Here is a 25,320-nt window from a genome sequence, read left to right on the forward strand (position 1 = left end):
CCGGAGGACCTCGATGTCACTCGACGACCTTTCTGTCCTGCTGCTGTGGACGGCCATCGCGATCTACACGCTCGCGTTCCTCGCGTTCTCCGTCGACCTCGCGCGCCGCTCCGAACTGGCGATCGCCGCACAGGACGCGAAGACCCGGGAGCACGCGAAGACCCTCGTGGCATCCGGTGGGCAGACCATCGCCGACATCCGCTCCGAAGAAGCGGCCGCGAAGGCCGCACTCGAGGCCCGGCCGTCGCAGCGCGCACGGTTCCTGTTCGCCCGCCTCGGCACGGTGCTGACCGTGCTCGGCTTCCTGTTCCACCTCGGCGCGGACGTCACGCGCGGCATCGCGGCAGGACGCGTGCCGTGGTCGAACAACTACGAGTTCGCCCTCACCGGCACGATGCTTGTCATCGCGGTGTTCCTCGGCGTGCTGTTCAAGTACGACCTGCGCTTCCTCGGCGCGTTCGTGACCGGCCTCATCGTCGTCCTGCTCGGCGGCGCGGCGCTCGCGTACTACGTCGAGGTCGTCCCGCTTTCCGACCCGCTGAAGAGCATCTGGCTCGTCATCCACGTGTTCGTCGCGTCGTTGGCATCCGCGTTCCTCGCCCTCGCGTTCGCGCTGTCGATCGTGCAGCTGCTGCAGTCGCGCCGTGAGCGTCTCGCGATCGCGGCGGCCGGGACGGATGCCGCGCCCCGCACCCGGCTGCCGTTCCTGCGGACCCTCCCGAGCGCAGAGGTGCTCGAAGGCCTCGCGTACCGGTTCGCGATCATCGGCTTCATCCTGTGGACCTTCACCCTCATCGCCGGCGCGATCTGGGCGAACGACGCGTGGGGCCGCTACTGGGGCTTCGACACGAAGGAAGTCTGGACCTTCGTGATCTGGGTGCTCTACGCTGGCTACATCCACGCCCGCGCGACGCGCGGATGGCGCGGTACCCGCTCGGCCTGGCTCTCGATCGTCGGCTTCACGGCCGTGCTGTTCAACTTCACGATCGTGAACCAGTTCTTCAAGGGCCTCCACTCGTACAGCGGGCTCGGCTGATCCGTCGCGGACTGATCCTCGCGGGAGCGGGCGTCGCGGTCGTCGGTGTCGCCGTCGGCCTCGTGCTGACACGCCCTGCGGAGCCGCCGGGGTGCGATGACATCCGCGCGTACCAGGAGCGGTACGGCGAGGTCGAGACGCTCGGGACCGGGCCGGAACCGGTGACCGTGCTCGGCGACTCGTACTCGGCGGGTGACACGCTCAGCGATCGCGGGCACCGGTGGACCGATGTGCTCGTCGAGCTCGAGCCGAACGTGACCGTGACGCTGGATGCCGTACCGTTCACGGGCTACGCCAATGCCGGCGCGTGCGGTGCGAACGCCTTCACCGACCGCGTCGAGCGGGCCGCGGCGAGCGAGGGCGCGCTGGTGATCCAGGGCGGCCTGAACGACGTGTTCGCCGATCCCGCGGCGCTGGAGCGCGCCGCTGACGACGTGCTCACCGCCGCCGGAACGACGCAGGTCGTCGTCATCGGGCCGATCGACGTGCCCGGGCGGGAGCGCGAGGAGCAGGTGGATGCCGCGCTGCGCGCCGCCGCCGACGCGCACGGGGCGGACTACGTCTCGGCGCTCGACTGGGACGTCCCGATCGCCGAAGACGGCGTCCACCCCACGGTCGCGGGCGACCGCCGCTACGCCGAGCTCGTGCGCGACGCGCTGGCAGACGCCGGCGTCCTGTAGCACCCGGCCGAAACGCGACGCGGCCCCGCCCGGAATGGGCGAGGCCGCGTCTGCGTGCTGCGGGTCAGGCGGGTTGGCTGAGCACTGCGCGGGCCGAGGTGGAGCGGTGCCGCGCGACGGCGAGGATGCTCGCCACGACGGCGAGGACCGCCCAGATGACGAGGCTCGTCGCGCTGGCGGCCACGCCGCCCTGCTCGGTCAGTGCGCCCAGCAGGGCCGCGTAGGCGGGCGACGTCGGCAGGAGGCCGGCGACGTCGACGAGCAGGCCGGGCACCGTGGACACGACGCCGGTCGCGATCACGAAGACTCCCACGAGCGCGGCGATCCACCGGCCGACCCCACCGAAGAGGGCGACGAGCGCCTGGTTGACGGCGGCGAACGCGACACCGGCGACGACGCTCAGCGCGGCGAAGACCGACCACGCCCCGAGGTCGTACCCGGCGGCGAGCTGCACGACGATCGCGACGAGTAGGCCCTGTGCGGCGCCGATGGCGGCGGCCGGTGCGAGTGCCCGCAGCGCGAGCGTCGCAGATGCGCGTCGCGACGAGAGCGCCGCGCGGGGGACCGCCTGCAGCACCACGAACGACGCGAGTCCGCCGAACCAGAGCGCGAGGGTCGCGAGCAGCGGCACCGCCGAGGCGCCGAAGAACGACGTGTTGGTGCCTTCGGCGACGACGGGGTTCGCCACGACCGCGGCGGTGTCGGCAGCTTCTGCGTCGGTGTACGTCGGCACCTCGTCGACGGCGGTGCCGAGGCCGTCGGCGAGTTCGCTGGTGCCGTCGGCGAGCTGGCCGATGCCGTTCGAGAGTTCCCCGGCGCCGTCGGCGAGGTCGCCGATGCCGCCCGCGAGGTCTTCTGTCCCGGATGCCGCGGTCCCGGCGCCCGTCGCGAGCTGACCGAGCCCACTCGCGAGATCGTCGCCACCGCCTGCGGCGGTCTCCGCGCCGGCGGCGAGGGCTTCGGCGCCGGCAGCGGCCGAAGCCGCGCCCGCTGCGAGGTCGGAGGCGCCGTCCGACACGTCGGTCGCGCCGTCGGCGAGCTGCTGCACGCCGTCGGCTGCTGCTGCGGCGCCGTCGGCGAGTCCCGCGGTGCCGGTCGCCAGTTCATCGACGCCGGTCGACAGCTGCGCTGCGCCACCGCTGAGCTCGCTGGCGCCCGTTGACAGCTCGCGGGCACCCACAGCCGACGCGTTGAGCGCGCCGGTCAGTTGCGGACCGACTGTGGCGAGCGAGGCCACCTGGGACGAGACCGTCGCGGACGCATCAGCCATCGCCTGGGTGCCGGCGCGCGCGGCATCCGCTCGGCTCGTGACAGCGGTGATCGAGTCGCACACCGCGTCTGAGCCGCCGTCTGCGAGGCAGGTCGCAGAGATCGCGGCGAGCGCGTCGGCGATCGCGTCGGCCTCGGCGTCGACGTCGGCGCTCTGGCCGACGAGCGCTTCGGCGCCGGTGGTGACCTCGGGTGGTGCACCTGGGACGGTGGCGGCGAGGGCGGCTGCCTGCTCGAGCCCGGTCGCGAGGTCGTCCGCGCCGGCGGCCCACTCGTCGGCGCCGGTCGACCACTGGTCGAGACCGGTCGCGGCCGCGCTCGCGCCGTCGGCGAGCTGGTCGGCGCCCGCGCTCAGGTCGTCGAGCCCGGTGGCGGCGGTGTCGGCGCCGTCGGCGAGTTGCTGTGCACCCCCGGCAAGTGCTCCCGCGCCGGTGGCGAGTTGCGACACCCCGTCGCTGAGCTCGGCCGCACCGCCCGAGATGCCCTGCACGCCGTCGGCCAGCGACGAGGCGCCGCTCGCCGACTGCGAGGCACCGTCTTCGAGCGCGCGGACGCCGTCGGCGAGCGAGTAGGCACCGGTCGCGGCGGTCTCGGCGCCGTCGGCGAGCTGGCCCGCGCCGTCGGCGGCGTCGTCCGCGCCGGAGGCGAGTTCGTCGGCGCCGTCAGCGGCCTCGCCGAGCTGGTCGCCGAGCGTCGTGAAGCCGAGCAGGACGTTCTCGAGGTAGGTCTCGGTGAGCTGCTCGCCCAAGATGGATGCCGCGGTCGTGGTGACCTGCGTCGTGATGGCGTCGTCGACGATGCGGCTGTCGGGGCCGGTCGTGAGTTCGATGGTCGCCTGTTCGGGCGTGCTGCCGGGGGCGGTCGAGGTGGCTGCGGCCGAGAAGTTCTCGGGAATCGTGACGATCGCGTCGTACGTGCCGTCTTCGAGGCCGGCCTCGGCGTCGTCGGCGTTGCTGATCGTCCAGGTGAGGTTGCTGTCGAGGTCGTCCGACCCCTCGACGAGGCCGGCGGTCAGCAGGCGCCCGAGCGGGGTCGTCTGCCCGTCGATCTCGACGGGCTCGTCCTCGTTCACGATCGCGGTGTGCATCGCGTCGAGGCGCTCGGTGGGGTTGTAGAGCGCGGCGACGAGGATGCCGCCGATCACTGCGGGCAGCAGCAGCACGCCCAGGATCGTGAGCCACGTCACGGGGCGGCGGGTCTGGGAACGTTCGAGCGTCGTCATGAGGAGATCACCTGGGTGTCGATGCGAGATGCGGATGCGGTGAGGGTCAGGGTGTCGACCGAGGTGCGGTGCGCGTCGGCGAGCACACCGCGCGCGGCGTCCAGGTCTCGAGCGGATGCCACGATCGTGAGCTTCTCGCCGCGCGCCGCGACACCGGCAGCGGCATCGCGGAGGAGCGCCGCCGCCTGGTCGCGTTCGCTGCCGCGTAGCGTGTCGAGACCCGACACGACGACGAAGCGGGTGCGGCCGCCGAACGCGCGGCGGAGGTCGGTGAGGGGCCGCTCGGACCCAGTGAGCTCGGCGACGCCGACGTGGGCGCGTACCCACGCGGCGCGGCCGGGGAGCAGGTGTCCCGCCACCCGGAGGAGGCCGTCGGCGGGTGCGATACGGCCGGCGACCGTGAGGAGGAAGGCGCGGGCCGCGTGCGGGTCGTCCGCGTCGATGAGCAGCGTGCCGCCGTCGGCGAGTCGAACGCTCACGTCGCGGAAAACGACGACGTCGTCGCCGCGGCTCTCGGCGCGGACCTCGAGGCCGTCGGCTGCGAGCGCGCCGGTGTATGCCGGTTCGGGCCACTCGGCGTGCGCGAGCTCGTGTTCGACGGCCTCGCCCTCGATGTCCACCTTGGGGAGCAGGCGGTCGAGCCAGCGCGGCATCCACCACGCCTTGTCGCCCAGCAGGGCCATGACCGCGGGGCCGAGCGTCATGCGGATGAGGAACGCGTCGACGGCGATGCCGACGGCGAGTCCGAGCGCGATCGGTTTGATCGAACTGTCGCCTTCGGGCACGAAGGCGGCGAACACCGCGAACATGATGACCGCGGCCGCGACGACGACGCGGGCGGACGCGCTGAAGCCGCTCCGGACTGCGCCGATCGCTGTCGCGCGCGCGTCGCCGTCGGGGTTCGCGCGGCGGGCGTGCACGAAGTCCTCACGCATGCGCGAGACGAGGAAGACCTCGTAATCCATTGCGAGTCCGAAGAGCACGCCCATGAGGATGATCGGCATGAAGCTGATGACCGGGCCGGTCTTCGCGACGTGGAGTGCGTCGGCGAACCATCCCCACTCGAAGACGGCGGCGACGACACCGAACGCGGCGAGGATCGACAGCAGGTAGCCGAGCGTCGCCTTCAGCGGCACCCAGATCGATCGGAACACGATCATGAGGAGCACGAACGAGAGCCCGACCACGAAGAGGCCGAAGGGCAGGAGGGCGGCGCCAAGCCGGTCGGAGATGTCGATGCCGACAGCGGTGAACCCGGTGACGAGCAGGTCGACGCCGTACTCTTCCTCCCACTCGTCGTGGTGCGAGCGCAGCTCGCGTACGAGGTCGGCGGTCTCGGGCGCGTCAGGCGCGGTCGTGGGGACGATCTGGATGAGGCCGGTGTCGGCGGTCTCGTTCGGGGTCGCGAGCAGCACGCGGTCGACGCCTGGGATCTGCTCGACCTCGGCCTGCAGGTCCTCCATGAGGCCGAGCGGATCCGTCGACGTGACGATCGTCCCGGTCATGATGAGCGGGCCGTTGGCGCCTTCGCCGAAGTGCTCGGCGTTGAGGTCGTACGCCTGGCGCGCCTGGCTCGACTCGGGCTGGACGCCCGCGTTCGGGAGGGCCAGGGCGAGGCTCGCGGCGGGGATCGCCATCACGCCGAGGGTGACGACGACGGCGACGGTCGCGACGACCGGATGCCGCGTCACGAGGTTCACCCAGCGGTTGGTGCGCTGCGGCGCGGCCTCCGTCGTCGTGGCGGCCTTCGTTGACGCGGTCTTGGCAGCACGTCGGCGACGCCACCCGACGACGCGACCCTTCGAGAAGCCGAGCATTGCCGGGGTGAGCGTGACCGCGACGAGCACGGCGATGGCGACGGCGGCCGCCGCCGCGATGCCCATGGTGGTGAGGAACGGGATGCCGGCGAGGCTGAGTCCCACGAGCGCGATGAGCACGGTGACGCCGGCGAAGACGACCGCCGAGCCGGCGGTACCGGTCGCGCGGGCGACGGACTCCTCGGGGTCCACGCCGCTGCGCACCTGGTCTTGATGTCGCGACACGATGAACAGTGCGTAGTCGATACCGACGGCGAGGCCGAGCATGACGGCGAGCATCGGCGTGGTCGACGAGACCGTGGTGAAGGCGGTCGCCACGTAGATGAGCGCCACCGCCAGGCCGACGCCGATGAGCGCGCTGACGAGCGGGAACCATGCCACCGCGATCGAGCGGAACGTGACGATGAGGACGAACAGTGCGACGAGGACGCCGATCGCCTCGGTGATCGTGAGTGCCGGGATCGACGTCGCGAACAGGTCGCCGCCGAGCGCGGAGGTCGTGCCCTCGGGGGCCGCGGTGCGGAAGTCGGCCGCGATCCGTTCGACCTCGTCGATGGTGGTCTGCTCGACGTCGGTCGACTGGCCGTCGAACTGCAGCTGGATGAGCGCGGCCTGTCCGTCGTCCGAGATCAGCCCGTCGACGAGGTCGTCGTAGGGGTCCGTCACGTTCGAGACGCCCTCGACGTCGCGGAACTCGTCAGCCGTCGCGGTGACCGCCTCGGTCATGGCGTCGGACTCGACCGTCTCGCCGTCGGGAGCGACGATCACGAGCTGCGCGCTCGCGCCGCTCGCCTGCGGGAAGGTGCGCTCGAGGAGTGCGATGCCCTCCTGCGCCTCGGTGCCTGGAATCGTGAACGAGTTGTCGGTGCCCTTCATGAAGAGGGCGACGCTCCCGCCAGCGATGCCGAGGATGAGCAGCCAGCCGACGAGCACGTGCCACGAGTGGCGGTACGACCAGCGGCCGAGCGAGTACAGCAGAGTGGACACGGGCACTCCCTAGACGAGATTCAGAAGAGTTCGATACAGCGCTGTATCCGATACACAGGTGTATCCTAAACCGGGTCACGACGTCAAAGTCTGGGGAGAGGGTGTGAGATGGCGCGAAGTCGCGAACAGACGCGGGCTCGGCTGCTCGCCGCCGCGCACGAGGTGTTCGGCGAGGTCGGCCTCGGCGCGGCATCCGTCGAGGAGATCTGCGAACGCGCCGGCTTCACCCGCGGCGCGTTCTACTCGAACTTCGAGTCGAAGGACGAGTTGTTCCTCGCGCTGATCACCCAGCTCGCGTCCGAGAAGCTCGACGAGGTCGAGGGGCGCGTGCGTGTGCTCGACGCCGGCGACCCCGTCCAGCTCGTCCGCCAGATCGCTGACCTGTCGCTCGCCGAGCGGATGGAGCCGCAGCTGTTGAGCGAGATCCGCACGCAAGCCCTCCGCGACGAGACGCTCGCGGCGGCCTTCCTCGCGTGGCGCGAGACGATGCGCGTGCGCGTCGAGGCGATCATCTCCGCGGTCACAGTCGCGCACGGGATCCGGCTGCGGATGCCGCTTCCCGACGCCGCGCAGCTCCTGCTCGACGTCTCCGAAGAGTGTTCGGTGCGGTCCTCGCTCGAGGGCAAGTCGAAGCGGCAGGCGAACGCGGCAATGCAGTCGCGGCTCGAGCAGCTTGTGCAGCTGCTCGTCGACGACCGCTGAGGCTCAGCCCGCGAGACGCGCGTGGCAGCGCTCGAGTCGAGCGAGCCACCACTCGCGCCGGTCATCGGATGCGGCGAGGCGGTCGAGTCGTGCCGCGCTGGGCGTGATGCGTCCGACGGACACCGCGCCGGCCCGCGGTAGCAGCCGTGCGTCGGTGACGTCATCCGTGAACAGCGACGCCGTCCCGAGGCCGCAGTCGAATTCGAGGTCGGGGAGGGATGCCGCGAGCGTGACCCCCATCGACAGCCCGATCGACGTGTCGAGCGCACTCGAGACCACGGCGGGCAGCCCCGCTTCGGCGACGATTTCGAGCGCGCGACGCACGCCGCCGAGCGGCTGCGCCTTGATGACGAGGAGGTCCGCGGCGCCCGCGCGCGCGACCGCCAGTGGGTCGGTCGCCTTCCGGACGCTTTCGTCGGCGGCGACCGAGATCCCCATGTAGGCGATGCGACGGCGCAATTCGGCGAGCTCGTCGACGGTCGCGCACGGCTGCTCGATGTACTCCAGGTCGAACTCGGCGAGCGCGTGCACCGCGTGCTCCGCCTCGTCGACGTTCCAGCCGCCGTTCGCGTCCACGCGGATGCGACCCTCGGGGCCCATCGCCGCGCGGACGGCGCGGACGCGGGCGATGTCGTCGTCGAGTCGCTGGCCGCGTTCGGCGACCTTGACCTTGGCGGTGCGGCATCCGTCGAATCGGGCGAGGATCTCGGGAACGGATGCCGCGGCCACAGCCGGCACCGTCGCATTGACCGGGACGGTGTCGCGCAGAGCCGCCGGCGTCGGCCTCCACCCGAACTCGATCGCCGCGGCGAGCCAGGTGGCGGCTTCGGCGTCGTCGTACTCGACGAACGGCGAGAACTCGCTCCAGCCTTCCGGTCCCTCGAAGAGCAGCGCCTCGCGGACCTCGACGCCTCGGAAGCGGGCCGCGAGGGGCAGCGCGACGACGCGGGCGGAATCGAGCAGGTCGCGCAGCGGTGGGACGTCCATGCGTCCATCCTGCCGCGCTGATGCGCGGACGCTCGATATCCACCCGCGCGGCGTGCTGGTCACTACGCTGAGCCAGAGAACGGAGGCGCATGGACGCGCAGGCAGAGTCGGGTCGGCTGCGCCGATTCCACGAGCGGTTCCTGATCGAAACCCGCGAGGTGTCGCCGCGCGGACGCGCGGTGTTGTACGCCACGGCTGCCGTCCTGATGGTCGGCGGTGTCGCGGCATTCCTCGTCGTCCTCGATGCGGTGGGCGAGGGGGACGATCTCGCCGTGATCGACGGCCCCATCCGGGACTGGTTCACGGGGCTGCAGTCGCCGCCGATGACGGTGTTCATGGCGGTGATCGCCACCGTGTTCGGTCCGATCGCCATGCCGGTCATCGTGCTCGTGACGACCGTCTGGTGGGGAATCGCTGCGCGGCATGCGTGGCGGCCGCTGCTGCTCGCGGGCGGCATGGCGGTCGGTGTCGCGATCGTGCAGATCCTCGCACCGATCATCGGGCGTGAACGCCCACCGATCGCGACGATGCTGATGGGTGCCGATCACACCCCGTCGTTCCCGTCGGGGCATGTGATGGGCGCGACCGACTTCCTGTTGCTGACCGCCTACCTGGTCTTCTCGCGCCGCCGCAACCCGGTCAGCACCGTCGTCGCCTTGGTGGTGGCCGTCGTGCTGGTGGTGCTCACCGCGTCATGTCGCATCTACCTCGGGTACCACTGGCCGACCGACGTCCTGGCATCCCTGTCGCTGTCGATGGTCGTCGTGGGCGCCGTCGTCGGAGTCGACACGTGGCGCACGGTGCGGGTCGTCCCCGAGGTGTCGGACCCAACGCGGGCTCAGAGGCGGGCGAGGCGCGCGCGGACGAACGCGTAAACCCCATACGCCATCCATCCTGCGCCGATCAGGATGAGGATGATCTTCCCGAACGGGAGGTCGGCGAACGATCGCAGCGCGCCGTCGAGCCCGGTGGAACGGTCTGGGTCGTGCGTGATCGCACCGACGAGGAACAGCACACCGACGGCGGCCAGCGCCAGGCCGCGGGCGATGTACCCGACGGTGCCCAACACGCGGACGCCCTTTGCTGCGGCGCCGGAGGGCATTCGGAGGTCGCGCTCGAAGCGTCGCGTCGCACCCTTGAACACGAGGTACCCCGCGATACCGAGCATCACCAGACCGATGCCGGCGACCGCGAGGACACCGCCGGGCGCGGCGAGCAGTTGCGCGGTGAGCGACTTCGTCGACCCCGAGGAACTCGCAGAACCGCCCGTCGCGAAGACGGTGCACGTGCCGGCGAGTGTCAGATAGACGACGCCTTTGCCGACGTTCTTCACGATGTGCGAGACCCGATCACGGCCTGACGCGGTGCGGTCGAGGAAGGCGTCCAGAACATGCCAGACACCGAGCGCGGCGAGGCTGATCGCCGCGGCCCAGAGCAGGAACACACCGCCCGGCACTTCGGACAACCGGGCGAGCGCGCCGGACTGGTCGGCATTGTCGCCTCCAGAGCCGCCGGTCGCGACGGAGACCGCGATGATGCCGATGAGGATGTGGACGATGCCGCTCGCGGCGAATCCCACCCGTGCGAGCGTCCTGACGGCGGTGCTGTTCTTCGCCGCGCGCGCCGCGGTCTTGGCTGAGTCGCTCATTTCGCTGAGCATAGTGTCGGGGCGAGCCCTACCATCAGGGGATGCGCGACGAGCTCTCCGATCTGGTAAAGGGAGCGCAGCCCGCCCCGGCCCGAGTCGCGCGATGGTGGTGGCTCGTATCGGGCGCGGTCGCCATCCTGTTGGTCGCCCTCCTCGGCGCCGTCATCTTCTATCGCGAGGCCGATAAGCCCTTCGGCTTCGAGTTGCAGTGGATGGACGAGCTCGTCGAATCGCGTACACCGTTCTGGACCGCGCCGGCGCTGGTCCTCGATGCGCTGGGTGGCGGCGTCGTCTCGACGTTCGTCGTTCCGGCCGTTATCGTGTGCGCGCTGCTCGTGTGGCGCCGTCCGTGGGCGGCGGGGTATTACCTCGCCGCGAGTGTCGCAAGTGCGGTGCTCACGACGGCGATCAAGCACCTCGTCGGTCGACCACGGCCGGACGAGATTCTCGTGACTCCCGACTTCGGGTCCTTCCCATCCGGGCACAGCGCGAACGCCGCCGTGATGGCGGTCGCACTCGGCATCGTCTTCCTCCGCACGGGCGTGTGGATCGCCGGCGCCGTCTACACCGTGACCATGATGCTCAGCCGCACCTACCTCGGCGCGCATTGGATCTCCGACACCGTCGGCGGGCTCCTCGTGGGTGCCGGGGTCGCGGTGATCGTGTGGGCACCGTTCGCGTTGCGCCTTGCGCGTGAGGCGCGGCGCCCGCATCGACCCATCTGGGTTCGCCCGGCCCCGCACTGACCGGATGCCGCCGCTCGCGCTGCGGCATCCACCGTCGTCCCGGCGTCAGGGGCGCCAGCGCACCGCGTCGGCGCAGAGCTCGGTGTCGGCGGCCTCGGTCGACAGGCACGCGCCATCGACGAGGGTGCGCTCGCCGATCGGCTCGCCGAGGTCGACGGTGAGCGGCACGACATCGTTGCCCGGGCACTCACCGTCGTCGCTGCCGTTGTCGGCGACGGGCGTGGTGATGACGATCCGGTCGTCTTCCGCCGTCACGCGGGGTTCGCTGAGCTCTCCGGTGACGCCGCTCGCACACTCGAGGCGGCTGACGCCCACTTCGATCGACGTGCTCGACGGAGACGGGTCAGCCTCCAGTTCCCAGACGCCGGTCTCGCTCGGCGCCAACCCCATCGACGCGCACCCGGTCAGGGCGAGCGCCACGACGACCAGTCCGATCCCTGCACGTCTGCTCCGCATACCGGGGAAGTGTCGGCGCCGCCGTGATCGTCTCGCGGTTGCCCGGATGCCGCGATGCCGCGAGACTGTGCAGCGGGGGAGGGCAGCATGCGCCGAGCGCTCGGGGTCGTGGCATCCGTCATCGTCGTGTTCGCGCTCGCGGGGTGCTCGGGCTCGCTGTTCGGAACCGGCGTCTCGTGCGCCGGCTGGGTGTCGTACGAATCCGATGAGGACCGCGCGGCTGACGCGGACGCGGTCGTCGTCGTGACTGACATCCGCGAGGACGGCACGGTCGACATCCTCGGCTACGCGGCGAACGCCTACCTCGTCAGCGTCACCGAGTCGGAGAAAGGTCCATTCGCCGTCGGCGAGGAGATCCGCGTCGGCTCGACCGCCGACAATTGCAGCAACCCGCCGTACGGCGACGGCGACGACATGCTGGACGGCGAGACGCTACGGCTGTACCTCACCGACGCCGAGGACTCGCCAGAATGGCGCACGATCACGCCGTTCGACGGCGTGCAGGTCGTGGACTGAGTCAGCCGACGCGCTGGCCGCACATGCCGCAGACGCCCGTCGCCGAGACCTCGACGAAGCAGTCCGGGCACATCGCGCGGACGACGTCGAGCGACGGCGCCGGGCGCTTCGGTGCGGTGGTCCGCTCAACGCGCGGCTTCGGGGCGGTGCCGCGGGGCTTGCCCGGGTTGGCGACCGAGGCGGGCGGCGGGGGCGGCGTCTTCGGCTTGTGCTCGGCGCAGTAGTAGCGCACGAAACCGGCGTGATTGTTCGGATGCCGGTGCTTCACGACCCACAGCTCGGTGCGCTCACGCGGCTCGGCGGCGGCCGGGCATCCCACGCAGCGGGTCGGCTCGCCGGGGACGGCCTCTGCGGCAAGGAGCGGCACCTCGAACGGGAGCCCGTCCCGCCAGTCGTTCGATCGGGTGATCTTCATGGCGGTCCTTCCGCGGCGTCCGAGTGGGGAGACGTCGCCCTTCAAGCTTCGCACGCCCGCCGGCCTCGCGGCGCCGCCCAGACCGTGAACGCCCGGCGAACGACACTCCCCACGCGCGTAGGCTGGCGGCGTGACCGTCTCCGAGCTCTTCGACCCGGCGGAGTGGACCCTGGCGCCCGGCGCCGAGGGCTACACCGACATCACCGCGCACGTCTCGCACGACGGCCGCATCGCGCGGATCGCGTTCGACCGACCCGAGGTACGCAACGCATTCCGGCCGCACACCGTCGACGAGCTGTACCGCGCCCTCGACATCGCGCGGCAAGACCCGAAGGTCGGCGTCGTGCTCCTCACCGGCAACGGGCCGAGCACGAAGGACGGCGGCTGGGCGTTCTGCTCGGGCGGCGACCAGCGCATCCGCGGCCGCGACGGCTACAAGTACTCCGACGACGAGACCGCCGTCCACGACCCCGCCCGCGCGGGACGCCTGCACATCCTCGAAGTGCAGCGGCTCATCCGCTTCATGCCGAAGGTCGTCATCGCCGTGATCCCGGGCTGGGCGGCAGGCGGCGGGCACTCGCTGCACATCGTCTGCGACCTCTCGATCGCGAGCGCCGAGCACGGCAAGTTCAAGCAGACGGATGCCGACGTCGGATCGTTCGACGCCGGGTACGGGTCCGCGTACATGGCCCGCCAGGTCGGCCAGAAGGTCGCCCGCGAGGTGTTCTTCCTCGCCGAGGAGTACTCGGCGCAGCGCGCGTACGAGATGGGCGCCGTGAATCGGGTCGTGCCGCACGCCGACCTCGAGCGCGAGGCGATCTCGATGGCGCGGACGATTCTCGGCAAGTCGCCGACCGCGATCCGCATGCTGAAGTTCGCGTTCAACGCGATCGATGACGGCATGGTCGGTCAGCAGGTCTTCGCGGGCGAGGCGACCCGCCTCGCATACGGCACCGATGAGGCCGTCGAGGGCCGCGACGCGTTCCTCGAGAAGCGCGACCCCGACTGGTCGCCCTACCCGTACCACTTCTGAGCGTCGCGATGCGCGACCTCATCACCGTCGGCGCCGAGCCGCGCGACGTCCTCCGCGGCCTCCGCGCGACGCTCGACGGCGCGGGTCCGGCGCTCGCGCTCGGTGACACCCGCCAGCCGGTCGAGCAGGTCCCCGGTGGGACGGCGCTCGTCGTGGCGACGTCCGGGTCGAGCGGCATCCCGAAGCGCGTCGTGCTCAGCCGCTCGGCGCTCATCGCGAGCGCGACGGCGACTGCCGGCCGCATCGGCGAGGGGGCATGGCTGCTCGCGCTGCCGCCGACGTACATCGCCGGAGCGCAGGTGCTCGTGCGCAGCCTCCTCGCCGGGCACGAACCCTCGCTGCTGTCGGGCGCGTTCTCTGTCGACGCGTTCACTGCCGTCGCCGCCTCCATGCGCTCGAGCGTGGGCGGCACCCCGGTGCCCCGCTTCACCTCACTCGTGCCGACGCAGCTGTCCGACCTCGTGACGGCGGGCGAAGCGGATGCCGCGGTCGCCGCCGAGCTGCGCGGCTTCGAGGCGATCCTCGTCGGCGGGCAGGCGCTGCCGCCCGCGCTCGCCGAGCGCGCCGCCGCACTGGGCGTTCGCGTGGTCCGCACCTACGGGTCGAGCGAGACGAGCGGCGGTTGCGTGTACGACGGCGTCCCGCTCGACGGTGTCGGGATCCGCGTCGTCGACGGTGAGCTGCAGCTGACCGGCGCGATGCTCGCCGACGGGTACCTCGGCGAGCCGGAACGCACCGACGAGGTGTTCGTCCGCGACGCGGAGGGCACGCGCTGGTACCGCACCGGCGACGCCGGCACGTTCGAGGCGGGCCTCGTGCGGGTGACCGGACGTCTCGACAACGTCATCGTCTCGGGCGGCGTGAACGTCTCGCTGGACCGCGTCGAACGGATCGTGCGGACGCTCCCCGGACTGGATGCCGCGGTCGTCATCCCCGTCGCGGACAAGCGCTGGGGTGAAGCATCCGTCGTCGTCATCGCGCGCAGCGCGCTCGCCGAGCGACACGTGTCGGACGTCCTCTCGGAGCTCCGCGACGCCGTCGGCGACGCCGCGGGTGCACCGGCGCGGCCGCGCGCCCTGCTCGTGGTCGACGAGATCCCGCGGCTGCCGAGCGGCAAGCCCGACCGTGTGGCGCTGCGACAGGCCTGGGCCGACCGCATGGATGCGCGCACACGCGGGGAATAGGATCACTGCTCGTGGCATCCCGAAAGCGCACTCCGTCCCGTCCCGTCCGCCGCTCCGGCAACCCCGCGAAGCCGAAGGTGACCGCAGCTCCGCAGAAGCTCGCGCCCGTCACGGCGCGAGATTGGATCGGTGCAGCGCGCCTGCGGACGCTGCCGCTCGCGATCAGCCCTGTCCTCGTGGGCACGGGCGCCGCGATGGTCATCGACGGGCTGTTCCACTGGGTGCTCGCGCTGTGCTGTCTCGTCGTCGCGGTGGCGCTGCAGATCGGCGTCAACTTCGCGAATGACTACAGCGACGGCATCCGCGGCACCGATGACCACCGCGTCGGGCCGGCCCGCCTGACCGCGTCGGGACGCGTGAAGCCTCGCGCGGTCCTGACCGCGGCGCTCATCTTCTTCGGCATCGCCGCGCTCGTCGGCGTCGCCGTCGTCATCCGCACGCAGCACTGGTGGATGCTGCTCGTCGGCGCCGTCTGCATCGTCGCCGCCTGGTTCTACACCGGCGGCAAGCGTCCCTACGGGTACGCCGGTCTCGGTGAGCTGTTCGTCTTCGTGTTCTTCGGTCTCGTCGCGACGACCGGCACCACGTTCGTCCAGGTCGGCGCGGTGCCGTGGGAGTCGTGGCTCGCCGCGATCGCGGTCGGGTTCCTCGCCTGCGGCGTGCTCGTGACGAACAACCTCCGCGACATCGCGCAGGACAAGGTCGCCGGCAAGCGCACGCTGAGCGTGCTGATCGGCCGGCGCGGCTCGCAGGTGCTCTACACGGTGCTCATGCTGCTGCCGTTCGTGATCGCCGCGCTGATCGCGCAGTTCTACCCGATCGCATGGCTCAGCTTGCTCGTGCTGCTGGCCACGCTGTCGGCGACGCTCATCGTGTGGACGTACCGGACGCCGCGCGAACTCATCGTCGCGCTCCAGCTGAGCTCGCTCGCGTCGGTCGGCTACAGCGCGTTCCTGCTCTGGGCATACATCGGCTGACCCGCCGCGCCCACTCGGGCGGGCTACTCCGAGGCGGCGTCCTCGACGGCCTCGTCGCTCGCGGCGCGACGACGCTCGTCGCGGCGCTCGGACAGGCCCGTCGAGACGTCGTCGAGCGGGCGGCGCAGGAACAGCATCGACAGGCTGAGGCCGATGAGCGCGGCGAAGATCGCCGCGAGCCAGTACTGCTCGCGCAGCACCGGGAACAGCATCATGATGCCGAACGGCACGAAGAAGGCGAGCAGCCGCAGCAGCGAGTAGACGAAGGCTGACCGGGCACGCATGCCGCCATTCTACGGCGGGCGCCGGTACACAGCCCACGCCCGGGAGCGGCACCTAGGATGGGTGCATGGCGCGCGTGTACCTTGTTCTGGCGCTGCTGCTGGCCGTCGTCTGGGTCTACAGCATCGTCGATTGTGCGTTGCAGCCGCCGACACGTCACCGCGGAGTGAGCAAGCCGATCTGGCTGCTCATCGTCGTGCTGCTGCCGGTGCTCGGCGGCATCCTCTGGTTCGCCATCGGTCGCACCCGTCGCTCGACGGCCCCCCGGTTCCAGGCGCCCGACGACAACCCCGAGTTCCTCGGCAGCATCGCGCTCACCGCTGACCAGGACGAGCGCATCCGCCGCCTCGAGGAGGAGCTCGCCGCGCTCGACGCCGACGCCGACGATCCCCGCGATCGGCCGCACGCCGCACCTGAACAGGACGACCCGACTCCCGGAGACGACGACAGCGACGAATCCGCCCGCGGCGGCCGCGCCTGACATGACGACGCCCGCACCGGATCAGCGCGTTCCGGCCACCGATGCCGCGGCCGCGCTCCTGCAGCGGCTCGTCGCACGCGGCATCCGTCACCTCGTCCTCTCGCCCGGATCGCGTTCGCAGGCCCTCGCGCTGGTGGCCGCGGAGCTCGAGCGCCGCGGCGCGCTGCAGGTGCATGTCCGCATCGACGAGCGGGTCGCCGGTTTCACCGCCCTCGGTATCGCACGCGAGACGGGGCTGCCCGCGGCGGTCGTCTGCACGTCTGGCACCGCCGTCGCCAACCTGCTGCCCGCCGCGCTCGAAGCCCACCACGCAGGCGTGCCGCTGCTGCTGCTGACCGCCGATCGGCCGCCCGAACTCCGTGGCGTCGGCGCGAACCAGACCACGCGGCAGCCCGGCATGTTCACGTCGTACGTGCGGTTCGAGGCCGACCTGCCCGTCCCCGAGACGACCGACGAGGACGGTGACGTCGTCGCTTCGCTCGCTGCGGTGGCGGATGCCGCGGTCGACGCCGCGCTCGGTGCCGGGAACCGTGCCGCCGGTCCTGCCCACCTCAACCTGCCGTACCGCGAGCCGCTCGCCGGGACGATCCCCGCGTGGCTGGCCGCACCGGAGCCCGCAGCGCCCGTCATCGAAGCGGACCCCGAGGCCGACGCAGACGCCCCGGATGAAGCCTGGGGCGCGCACTACCAGGGTGGTGGCGGTATCGGTGACGCCGACGTCCCCGACGACGCCGACGCGTCGACCCTCCTCCCGCGCGGCCCGCGCACCGTCGTCGTCGCGGGCGCTGACGCCGGCGCCGCGGCCGAGGTGCTCGCACACGCGGGCGCGTTCCCACTCATCGCCGAGATCGTCAGCGGAGCCCGGTACGGGCGTCACCTGGTCCACGGCTACCGCGAACTGCTGCGCGAGCCCGCGCTCGGCGGCCGCGTCGAGCGTGCCGTCGTCTTCGGTCACCCGACGCTCAGCCGCGAGGTCACGGCCCTGTTGCGCCGCGACGATATCGAGGTCATCGCCGTCCGCGGCCCCGGCGAACCGCTGAACCTGAACGGCGTGACGATCCCCGTCGACGCACTCGCGGTGGAGCCCGGCTCCGCCGACCGAGAGTGGCTGGGGGAGTGGCTGCGCGCATCGCGCGACCTCGCCGTCGACCTCAGCCCGGCCGCGCCGGACGCCGACGGGCTGGCATCCACCGATCCGGCCGAACGGCAGGCGGCGATGACAGCGGAGCTCGGCGCGATCCGTGCGCCGATCGACCGTGCCGCGCTCGTCGATGCGGTGTGGCGTGCGACCTGGCCGCACGACCGGCTCGTCTTCGGGTCGTCCCGCCTCGTGCGCGTCGCCGACCAGCTCCTCGGCGGCAAGAAGGTGCCGGTGCACGCGAACCGCGGCCTCGCCGGCATCGACGGCACGATCGCGACGAGTCTCGGTATCGCGGCGGCGTCGCAGGCCGCCGGGTCGCCCGGTGTGACGCGCGTGCTGCTCGGCGACCTCGCCTTCCTCCACGACGTCGGCGCGCTGCTGCTGCCGCCGGCCGAGGCCGAGCCGCGCATCCAGGTGGTGGTGGGCAACGACGGCGGTGGCACGATCTTCGACGGGCTCGAAGTGGCGCAGGTGGCAGATGCCGAGGCGTTCGACCGCGTGCTGTTCACGCCGCACACAGTGCGGCTCGAGGAGATCGCCCGTGCCTATGGCTGGGAGTACCTGCGGGTGACGACTCGCGGAGCACTCGACCAGGCGTTGACGTCGCCTGTCGGCGGACGCCAACTCATCGAGGTCCCGCTCGCACGCTGATCGCCGTCACCGCATCCCCTCGCCGACGCGGCATCCACACGCCTGCAACATCCACCCACTGTCGAGATCATGTCCTCTCGTCGAACGCACACGTCGTGCGCGCGCAGATCGTGTCGCTTCGGCGAGAGCACATGATGTCGGCAGGGGATGCCGCCCCGCGCGCACGCCGCACATGCGGACCACCCGCACCACCAGCACCTGCGCACCGCACCACCCGCACCGTCCGTGCGCCGCCCGGATCTTCCGCGCAGGGCGAGGCCGCGCCAGGATGGGGTGCATGACAGCGACGAGTCAGCACCACTGGTCCGCCGATCCCGCGGAGGTGCTGCGCGTCGGCCCCGGCTTCCGCCTCAGCGACGTCGATCCCGATTCGACACCCGGATACGAGGGTGGCAAGAAGGCGGGGGAGAAGGACCTTGCGTCGGGCGCCGCGCAGTTCGATGAGCTGCAGGAACGGCTCTTCGCGCAGAGCCGTCTTGACGACGGTGCGCCGTCGCTGCTGCTCGTGCTCCAGGCGATGGACTCGGCAGGCAAGGGCGGCATCGTCCGGCACGTGATCGGGGCGACCGATCCGCAGGGCGTGCACCTGAAGGCGTTCAAGAAGCCGAGCGACGAGGAACTCGCGCACGACTTCCTGTGGCGCATCGAGAAGGAGGTGCCGAAGGCGGGGTACATCGGCGTCTTCGACCGCTCGCACTACGAAGACGTGCTCATCGGACGGGTGCGCGAGCTCGCCGCGCCTGACGAGATCGAACGGCGGTACGGCGCGATCGCCGACTTCGAGCGGCGGCTGACCGAGGGCGGCGTCCACATCGTCAAGGTGATGCTGCACATCTCGCACGACGAGCAGAAGACGCGCCTGCAGGAACGGCTCGACCGGCCCGACAAGCACTGGAAGTACAACCCCGGTGACGTCGACGAGCGGCAGCGCTGGCCGCAGTACATGGACGCCTACCAGGCGGTGTTCGACCGCACCGCGACCGAGGCCGCGCCGTGGTTCGTCGTTCCCGCGAACGCGAAGTGGTACGCCCGCCTCGCCGTCCAGGCGCTCTTGCTCGACGCGCTCGAGCGGATCGATCCGCAGTGGCCCGCCGCGGACTTCGACGTCGAGGCCGAGAAGGCCCGCCTCGCCGCGACCTGATCAGGCCAGGGCGTCAACGATCGGGCGGAATTTCACCCGGGTCTCAAGCATCTCGGTCTCGGGGTCGCTGCCAGCGACGATGCCCGCGCCGGCATGCGCCACGAACGGGATGCCGCCGTCGCCCCGGCCGTGCACGTCGAACTGTGCGCAACGCAGCGCGATCGCCCACTCGCCGTCGCCGTTCGCGTCGATCCAGCCCACGGGTCCGGCGTAGCGACCGCGGTCGAAGGGCTCGATGCGTCGGATGACCTCGAGCGCCGTCTGGGTCGGGGTGCCGGCCACGGCGGCCGTCGGGTGCAGCACGCCGACGAGGTCGAGCGACGATGCGTGCCCCGACAGGGTGCCCTCGACGTCCGTCGCCAGGTGCCAGACGTTCGGCAGCTTGAGCATGAACGGCTCGGGTTCCGCGACGAGCGCCGTGGTGTGGTCGCGCAGCGCCACGAGCACGCTCTGCACGGCGTACCGGTGCTCGTCGAGGTCCTTCGTGCTGGTCGCGAGGGCGACGGATGCCGCGGTGTCCGCGTCCGCGTCGGCGCCGCGCGCGGCCGTGCCGGCGAGCACGCGCGCCGTCACAGTGCCGCCCGAGACGGTCACGAGCGTTTCGGGGCTCGCGCCGATCAGGCCGTCGACCGCGAAGGTCCAGGTGTCGGGGTAGGCCGAGGCGAGCGTGCGGACGAGTCGGCGGAGGTCGGCGTCCGCTGGGACGGAGCCGACGAGGTCGCGGGCGAGGACGACCTTCGCGACCTCTCCTGACGTGATCGCGTCGAGTCCGGCGCGCACCTCCGCCTCGTAGTCGTCGGGCGTGCAGGCGCCGGGGCCGACGGTCGCCGACCAGTGGGGGCCGAACGGGATGGACTGTGGTTCGGCGCGTTCGGGCTCTCCGTCGGTGAAGACATGCGTGACCCAGCTCGTTTCGCCGCGGCGACCGATGATCATCTGCGGCACGGTCAGCGACGCGCTCGCAGTGCTGTGAGCCGGGTCGAACGGCAGTGCGCCGAAGGCGACGAGCCCCGACCCCGGCAGTCGCACCTTGTCGTCGACGGTGGCGGCTGCGGCCAGCGCGCGCCACCACTCGGCGGCGTCGGCACCGGCCGGAAGGTCGGCCGCGCGACCCCAGCCGACGAGCATGTCACCGCGGCGTGACCAGACGGTCGGGTCATCGGCGGGAGCGTACGAGAGGGGGTCTTCGACCGGCTCGATCCGGCGGGTGACGGCGCGCAGTCGGGGGGCGTCGAGCGCGGGCGAGGTCACCGTCCCAGCCTAATCCGCCGCCGAGCGCCGGCATCGAGCGCGGGCGTCGGGCGCGGGCGAGGTCACGGTCCCAGCCTCATCCGCCGCCGATCGCGCACGACTCGGCTCAGCCCCCGCGGCATAGACTCGTCGGGTGACCGAACAGTCCTCCCGTGCGTCCACCCGAGCCGATCTGGGCAAAGATCCCGCGAAGGTCAGCGGCATGTTCGACGAGGTCGCCGCGGGGTACGACCGCACCAACACCGTCCTGAGCCTCGGGCAGGACAAGCTCTGGCGGATCGCCGCGACCCGTGCGATCGCGCCGCGCGCCGGTCAACGCATCCTCGACCTCGCCGCCGGTACCGGTGCGAGCTCGGTCTCGCTCGCGCGCTCGGGCGCCGAGGTCGTGGCCGCCGACTTCTCGGCGGGGATGATCGCCGAGGGTCGTCGCCGGCACGGTGGCATCCCGAACCTGACGTTCGCCGAAGCGGATGCCACGGCACTGCCGTTCGCCGACGCCGAGTTCGACACCGTGACCATCTCGTTCGGCCTGCGAAACGTGAACGACCCCGACCAGGCGCTGCGCGAGATGCTCCGCGTGACCAAGCCTGGCGGCACGCTCGTGATCAGCGAGTTCTCGCACCCGCAGGCGCCGCTCATGCGCGGGCTTTACTCGTTCTACAACGACCGCGTGCTGCCGATCGTCGCCAAGACGGTCAGCACCAATGCCGACGCGTACGACTACCTGAACGAGTCGATCCGCGACTGGCCCGACCAGGTCGCCCTGGCACGGCGCATCCGTGACGCCGGGTGGGTGTCGGTCGAGCACCGCGACCTCAGCTTCGGGATCGTCGCGCTGCACCGGGCACGCAAGTCCTGGAGCGGCATCTCGCCGAACCCGTCCGAGGGCGAGCCGGGTACGCTGGAGGCATGACCCCCCGTCCCGCGACGCCGGGCTCGCAGCTCGCGAGCCGCCTCGGTGTCACCGAGCGCATCTTCGCGGGTCCGCGACTGCGAAAGCTCCTCACGGCGGTGGAGGAAGGCCTCGACCTCGTCGAGGTGCGACTGGCCGAAGAGCTGAAGGTCGGCGACGCGCTTGCCGACGTCACCTCGCGCTACCTGTACGAAGCGGGCGGCAAGCGGCTGCGCCCGATGCTGTCGATCCTGACCGCGCAGCTCGGGTCCGGCGTCACCGACCACGTCATCGCCGGTGCCGTCGCGCTCGAGATGACCCACCTCGGGTCGCTGTACCACGACGACGTCATGGACGAAGCCGATCGCCGTCGCGGTGTGCCGAGCGCCCACGCGGTGTGGGGCAACAACGTCGCGATCCTCACCGGCGATCTGCTGTTCTCGCGCGCAAGCCAGCTCATGGCGTCGATCGGCGAGCAGGCGATCCGCATGCAGGCCGACACGTTCGAACGACTCGTCCTCGGTCAGATGCACGAGACCGTCGGCGCCCAGGCGGGCGACGACCCGGTCGAGTTCTACCTGCAGGTCCTCAGCGACAAGACCGGCTCGCTCATCGCCGCGGCCGCCGAGGCGGGCGTCGTCTTCTCTGACGCGCCCGACGAGTACGCGGCATCCGTCCGCGAGTTCGGCGAGCGGGTGGGCGTCGCCTTCCAGCTGCTCGACGACGTCATCGACCTGTCGGCAGACCCCGAAGAGACCGGCAAGGTGCCCGGCACCGACCTGCGCGCCGGGGTGCCGACCATGCCGTACCTGCTGCTCGGGCGCGCCGCCGACCCGGCGTCGCGCGCGCTCAAGGCCTCGATCGACGACGGCGTCGCCCGCATCGCGGACGGTGCCGACCCGGCGATCCTCGACCAGCCGCTGGCGGCACTCCGCGAGCACCCCGTCACCGAGGCGACGCGCGCGCTCGCCCACGAGTGGGCCGACCGTGCGGTTGCCGCCCTCGCCGCGCTGCCCGACGGCGTCGTCCGTGAGTCGCTGACCCGCTTCGCGCAGGTCATGGTCGACCGCTCCAGCTGATCTTCTCGGCGCCACGCCGACCTTCATCACGCTCGCGGTGCGGGCTTCGGAAAGGACACCCATGACCAAGCTCCGGCTGGCCATCGTCGGCGCGGGACCCGCCGGCATCTACGCGGCGGACATCCTGCTCAAAGCAGAGCGCAAGTTCGACGTCTCGATCGACCTGTTCGACCACCTCCCCGCCCCGTACGGCCTCGTCCGCTACGGCGTCGCCCCCGACCACCCGCGCATCAAGGGCATCATCAATGCGCTCCGCGACGTGCTCGACCGCGGCGACATCCGCATCTTCGGCAACGTCCGCTTCGGCACCGACATCACCCTCGCCGATCTCAAGAAGCACTACAACGCGGTCATCTTCGCGACCGGTGCGATCAAGGACGCCGAACTCGACATCCCGGGCATCGACGCCGAGGGCTCGTTCGGCGCGGCCGACTTCGTGAGCTGGTACGACGGGCACCCCGACTTCCCGCGCGAATGGCCGCTCGACGCGGCATCCGTCGCCGTGCTCGGCAACGGCAACGTCGCGCTCGACGTTGCCCGCGTGCTCGCGAAGCACGCCGACGACCTGCTCTCGACCGAGATTCCGGCGAACGTGTACGACGGGCTCAAGGCCTCGCCAATCACCGATGTCCACGTGTTCGGTCGCCGCGGTCCCGCACAGGTGAAGTTCACCCCGCTCGAGCTCCGCGAGCTCGGCGAGCTGCGCGACGTCGACATGGTCGTCTACGACGAGGACTTCGACTACGACGAGGCGTCGAAGGCGGCGATCGCGTCGAACAAACAGGTCATGGTCATCGACCGCGTGCTGCAGTCGTGGCGCCAGCGCCCGAGCGTCAACAACGCCGGCGGCGAGGCGAGCCGCCGGCTGCACCTGCACTTCTACGCGCGTCCGGTCGAAGTGAAGACGGATGCCGAGGGTCGCACTGCCGCGATCGTCTACGAGCGGACGCGTCCCGACGGCTCGGGCGGCGTCGAGGGCACCGGCGAGCTCCGCGAGATCGAGGTCGGCCAGGTGTACCGGGCGATCGGCTACTTCGGTTCGCCGCTGCCGGACGTGCCGTTCGACAAGCGTCATGGCGTGATCCCGAACCACGAGGGCCAGGTCCTGCACAAGGACTCGAACGAGCGTGTCCCCGGCGTCTACGCGACGGGCTGGATCAAGCGCGGTCCGGTGGGCCTCATCGGCCACACGAAGTCGGACGCGATGGAGACCGTGCGTCACCTCATCAACGACCAGGGGTCGTGGTGGACGCCCGAGGACCCGTCCGAAGACGCGATCGTCTCACTCCTCGCCGAGCGCCAGGTCGCCTGGACCGATCTCGATGGCTGGCACCGCCTCGATGAGCACGAGATCGCGCTCGGTGCGCCGACCGAGCGTGCGCGCATCAAGGTCGTCGACCGCGACGAGATGGTGCGGGTCTCGCGCGGGGAGTGACCCAGCGCGGTCAGCGGCGGTGGAGCGCCGCGTTCGACCGGAGCGCGAGCACGAGCGCGCCGCCGATGCCGACGAGCATCGCGCACGCCATCGGCAGTGCGGTGTGCTCGCCCCAGAGCCCGACGATCGGCGTGACCGCCGCGCCGCCGGCGAACTGTGCCGCGCCCATGAGTGCGGCGCCCGCGCCGCGGTTGCGCTGCGTCGCGCGCGAAAGGCCGAGGGCGCTCGTATTGCCGAAGGTCAAACCGGCCGACCCCATCGTGGTGAACGCGCACACGAGGAACAGCGGGATCGACAGGAATCCGAAGACGGATGCCGCGACGAGCACGACCGCCGCGGTCGTCCCGATTGACGCCCCGATGACGAGCATCCGCTCCGGACCGTAGCGCGGGGCGAGGCGCGCGTTGGTGAGGTTCGCGAACAGCAGCGCCGACCCACCGGCCGCGAAGCCGAGGCCGTACAGCAGCGGCGACATGCCGAGGATCGACTGGCCGACGAACGGCGACGCCGAAACGTAGGCCATGAGGCCCGCGAATCCGCAGGCGTAGGCGGCGGTGTAGCCGAGGTACACGCGGTCGCGCAGGAAGTGGGCGAACGAGGCGGCGGTGGTCCGCATCCCGCCGGTGTGCCGGTGCTCGTGCGGCAGCGACTCGGGCACGGCGAACCAGGCGAACGCGACCATCGCGACGGCGATCGCCGCGAGTGCCGCGAGGACGCCGCGCCAGTCGCCGAGACTGGCGACGATGCCGCCGATCGGCGGGGCGATGAGCGGACCGAGTCCGCCGACGGTCGCGATGAGGCTCAGCGCACGGACCGCAGTGCGGCCCTCGCTGAGGTCGACGGCGATCGCTCGCGCGATGACGACGCCGGCGGCACCCGACAGGCCCTGCAGCAGCCGCAACGCGATGAAGGTCTCGATGTTCGGCGAGAAAACGAGCGCGATGCTCGCCGCAGCGAAGACAGCGGTCGAGAGCACGAGCACCGGGCGGCGACCCCACGTGTCGGACAGCGGGCCGAGCACGAGCTGGCCCGTCCCGAGGCCCGCGAGGAAGGCGGTGAGGGTGAGCTGGACGCTCGCCGGTGCGGCATCCAAGTCCCGAGCGATCTGCGTGAACGACGCGAGGTACATGTCGATCGCGAACGGGCCGACCGCCGAGAGGAAGCCCAGCACGACGACCAGGCCGCGGGTGAGACGGGGCGACGAGGGCGCGGTCATGCAGGGACTCCCGTATGGATCGGTGGGTGCGCCCCGCGAGACCGCGGCGCTAGCATGTTGCGCACACGGGGACGGG

At 71.4% G+C, this 25,320-nt stretch carries 24 protein-coding genes; 15 read left to right on the top strand and 9 right to left on the bottom strand.

Annotation, left to right across the window (positions count from 1 at the left end; translation table 11 throughout):
- Positions 1–13: 13 nt before the first annotated feature.
- Together ccsB and QNI14_RS09640 are read left to right on the top strand one after the other, a co-directional pair.
- Positions 14–1,036 carry a c-type cytochrome biogenesis protein CcsB gene (gene ccsB, locus QNI14_RS09635; RefSeq protein ID WP_283716382.1) on the top strand — a complete coding sequence of 341 codons (1,023 nt, stop codon included), beginning with the start codon at positions 14–16 and terminating at the stop codon, positions 1,034–1,036.
- A gap of 62 nt (positions 1,037–1,098) precedes the next feature.
- The gene (locus tag QNI14_RS09640) at positions 1,099–1,716 is read left to right on the top strand and encodes an SGNH/GDSL hydrolase family protein (protein WP_283716383.1); all 618 of its coding nucleotides are present in this window, start codon (positions 1,099–1,101) and stop codon (positions 1,714–1,716) included.
- A 64-nt stretch (positions 1,717–1,780) separates the two neighbouring features.
- Here the strand turns inward: QNI14_RS09640 and QNI14_RS09645 are convergent, their stop codons facing one another.
- A complete protein-coding gene (locus QNI14_RS09645) occupies positions 1,781–4,207 on the bottom strand; it encodes a YhgE/Pip domain-containing protein (RefSeq protein WP_283716384.1) in 2,427 nt (808 codons plus the stop codon).
- On the bottom strand, positions 4,204–7,011 hold the full coding sequence (locus QNI14_RS09650; RefSeq protein WP_283716385.1) for an MMPL family transporter: 2,808 nt from the start codon (positions 7,009–7,011) through the stop codon (positions 4,204–4,206). The genes QNI14_RS09645 and QNI14_RS09650 overlap by 4 nt, the downstream gene beginning before the upstream one ends.
- A 108-nt stretch (positions 7,012–7,119) precedes the next feature.
- Here QNI14_RS09650 and QNI14_RS09655 point away from each other — a divergent pair, with 108 nt between their 5' ends.
- Positions 7,120–7,713, top strand: a complete 594-nt coding sequence (locus QNI14_RS09655) for a TetR/AcrR family transcriptional regulator (RefSeq protein ID WP_283716386.1) — start codon at positions 7,120–7,122, stop codon at positions 7,711–7,713.
- Positions 7,714–7,716: 3 nt separating this feature from the next.
- Here QNI14_RS09655 and QNI14_RS09660 read toward each other — a convergent pair whose 3' ends face one another.
- Complete coding sequence (locus QNI14_RS09660; RefSeq protein ID WP_283716387.1) at positions 7,717–8,700, bottom strand: o-succinylbenzoate synthase; 984 nt, start codon at positions 8,698–8,700, stop codon at positions 7,717–7,719.
- A gap of 89 nt (positions 8,701–8,789) precedes the next feature.
- Here QNI14_RS09660 and QNI14_RS09665 point away from each other — a divergent pair, with 89 nt between their 5' ends.
- A complete protein-coding gene (locus QNI14_RS09665; protein WP_283716388.1) occupies positions 8,790–9,575 on the top strand; it encodes a phosphatase PAP2 family protein in 786 nt (261 codons plus the stop codon).
- Here the strand turns inward: QNI14_RS09665 and QNI14_RS09670 are convergent.
- Positions 9,539–10,348, bottom strand: coding sequence for a DUF1206 domain-containing protein (locus QNI14_RS09670; RefSeq protein ID WP_283716389.1), 810 nt, complete (start codon positions 10,346–10,348; stop codon positions 9,539–9,541). The genes QNI14_RS09665 and QNI14_RS09670 overlap by 37 nt on opposite strands.
- Positions 10,349–10,389: 41 nt before the next feature.
- Between QNI14_RS09670 and QNI14_RS09675 the strand changes: the two genes are divergently transcribed.
- Positions 10,390–11,094, top strand: a complete 705-nt coding sequence (locus QNI14_RS09675) for a phosphatase PAP2 family protein (RefSeq protein ID WP_283716390.1) — start codon at positions 10,390–10,392, stop codon at positions 11,092–11,094.
- A gap of 45 nt (positions 11,095–11,139) precedes the next feature.
- On the opposite strand, the gene QNI14_RS09680 is transcribed toward QNI14_RS09675, so the two are convergent.
- The gene (locus tag QNI14_RS09680) at positions 11,140–11,550 is read right to left on the bottom strand and encodes a hypothetical protein (protein WP_283716391.1); all 411 of its coding nucleotides are present in this window, start codon (positions 11,548–11,550) and stop codon (positions 11,140–11,142) included.
- A gap of 87 nt (positions 11,551–11,637) precedes the next feature.
- On the opposite strand from QNI14_RS09680, the gene QNI14_RS09685 reads away from it, so the two are divergent.
- Complete coding sequence (locus QNI14_RS09685; protein WP_283716392.1) at positions 11,638–12,066, top strand: hypothetical protein; 429 nt, start codon at positions 11,638–11,640, stop codon at positions 12,064–12,066.
- Between the two features lies 1 nt (position 12,067).
- Here the strand turns inward: QNI14_RS09685 and QNI14_RS09690 are convergent, their stop codons facing one another.
- A complete protein-coding gene (locus tag QNI14_RS09690; RefSeq protein ID WP_283716393.1) occupies positions 12,068–12,481 on the bottom strand; it encodes a glucose-6-phosphate dehydrogenase in 414 nt (137 codons plus the stop codon).
- 130 nt (positions 12,482–12,611) lie between these two features.
- Here QNI14_RS09690 and QNI14_RS09695 point away from each other — a divergent pair, with 130 nt between their 5' ends.
- From QNI14_RS09695 to QNI14_RS09705, 3 genes are read left to right on the top strand one after another with little or no spacing between them, the layout of a single operon-like run.
- Entirely contained in the window at positions 12,612–13,514 is a 903-nt protein-coding gene (locus tag QNI14_RS09695) for a 1,4-dihydroxy-2-naphthoyl-CoA synthase (RefSeq protein ID WP_283716394.1), read from the top strand.
- An 8-nt stretch (positions 13,515–13,522) separates the two neighbouring features.
- A complete protein-coding gene (locus tag QNI14_RS09700; RefSeq protein ID WP_283716395.1) occupies positions 13,523–14,698 on the top strand; it encodes an AMP-binding protein in 1,176 nt (391 codons plus the stop codon).
- 5 nt (positions 14,699–14,703) lie between these two features.
- The gene (locus QNI14_RS09705) at positions 14,704–15,675 is read left to right on the top strand and encodes a 1,4-dihydroxy-2-naphthoate polyprenyltransferase (RefSeq protein ID WP_430539274.1); all 972 of its coding nucleotides are present in this window, start codon (positions 14,704–14,706) and stop codon (positions 15,673–15,675) included.
- 23 nt (positions 15,676–15,698) lie between these two features.
- On the opposite strand, the gene QNI14_RS09710 is transcribed toward QNI14_RS09705, so the two are convergent.
- The gene (locus QNI14_RS09710; protein ID WP_283716397.1) at positions 15,699–15,959 is read right to left on the bottom strand and encodes a DUF4229 domain-containing protein; all 261 of its coding nucleotides are present in this window, start codon (positions 15,957–15,959) and stop codon (positions 15,699–15,701) included.
- Between the two features lie 65 nt (positions 15,960–16,024).
- On the opposite strand from QNI14_RS09710, the gene QNI14_RS09715 reads away from it, so the two are divergent.
- The 3 genes from QNI14_RS09715 to QNI14_RS09725 all read left to right on the top strand — a co-directional run bounded on the left by QNI14_RS09715 (position 16,025) and on the right by QNI14_RS09725 (position 19,371).
- Positions 16,025–16,438, top strand: coding sequence for a PLDc N-terminal domain-containing protein (locus QNI14_RS09715; protein ID WP_283716398.1), 414 nt, complete (start codon positions 16,025–16,027; stop codon positions 16,436–16,438).
- Position 16,439: 1 nt separating this feature from the next.
- Positions 16,440–18,230 carry a 2-succinyl-5-enolpyruvyl-6-hydroxy-3-cyclohexene-1-carboxylic-acid synthase gene (menD, locus tag QNI14_RS09720; RefSeq protein WP_283716399.1) on the top strand — a complete coding sequence of 597 codons (1,791 nt, stop codon included), beginning with the start codon at positions 16,440–16,442 and terminating at the stop codon, positions 18,228–18,230.
- Between the two features lie 277 nt (positions 18,231–18,507).
- Positions 18,508–19,371 carry a polyphosphate kinase 2 family protein gene (locus QNI14_RS09725; RefSeq protein ID WP_283716400.1) on the top strand — a complete coding sequence of 288 codons (864 nt, stop codon included), beginning with the start codon at positions 18,508–18,510 and terminating at the stop codon, positions 19,369–19,371.
- Here the strand turns inward: QNI14_RS09725 and QNI14_RS09730 are convergent, their stop codons facing one another.
- Positions 19,372–20,622, bottom strand: a complete 1,251-nt coding sequence (locus QNI14_RS09730) for an isochorismate synthase (RefSeq protein ID WP_283716401.1) — start codon at positions 20,620–20,622, stop codon at positions 19,372–19,374.
- A 133-nt stretch (positions 20,623–20,755) separates the two neighbouring features.
- Between QNI14_RS09730 and ubiE the strand changes: the two genes are divergently transcribed.
- The 3 genes from ubiE to QNI14_RS09745 all read left to right on the top strand — a co-directional run bounded on the left by ubiE (position 20,756) and on the right by QNI14_RS09745 (position 24,028).
- The gene (ubiE, locus tag QNI14_RS09735; RefSeq protein WP_283716402.1) at positions 20,756–21,535 is read left to right on the top strand and encodes a bifunctional demethylmenaquinone methyltransferase/2-methoxy-6-polyprenyl-1,4-benzoquinol methylase UbiE; all 780 of its coding nucleotides are present in this window, start codon (positions 20,756–20,758) and stop codon (positions 21,533–21,535) included.
- Positions 21,532–22,593 (top strand): polyprenyl synthetase family protein, encoded by a 1,062-nt coding sequence (locus tag QNI14_RS09740; RefSeq protein ID WP_283716403.1) that lies wholly within the window; start codon positions 21,532–21,534, stop codon positions 22,591–22,593. The genes ubiE and QNI14_RS09740 overlap by 4 nt, the downstream gene beginning before the upstream one ends.
- A 61-nt stretch (positions 22,594–22,654) precedes the next feature.
- A complete protein-coding gene (locus QNI14_RS09745; RefSeq protein WP_283716404.1) occupies positions 22,655–24,028 on the top strand; it encodes an FAD-dependent oxidoreductase in 1,374 nt (457 codons plus the stop codon).
- A gap of 10 nt (positions 24,029–24,038) precedes the next feature.
- Here the strand turns inward: QNI14_RS09745 and QNI14_RS09750 are convergent, their stop codons facing one another.
- The gene (locus tag QNI14_RS09750) at positions 24,039–25,244 is read right to left on the bottom strand and encodes a multidrug effflux MFS transporter (protein ID WP_283716405.1); all 1,206 of its coding nucleotides are present in this window, start codon (positions 25,242–25,244) and stop codon (positions 24,039–24,041) included.
- Between the last annotated feature and the right edge of the window lie 76 nt (positions 25,245–25,320).

It is taken from the genome of Microbacterium dauci (genome assembly GCF_030065535.1).
GTDB classification, from domain to species: domain Bacteria; phylum Actinomycetota; class Actinomycetes; order Actinomycetales; family Microbacteriaceae; genus Microbacterium; species Microbacterium dauci.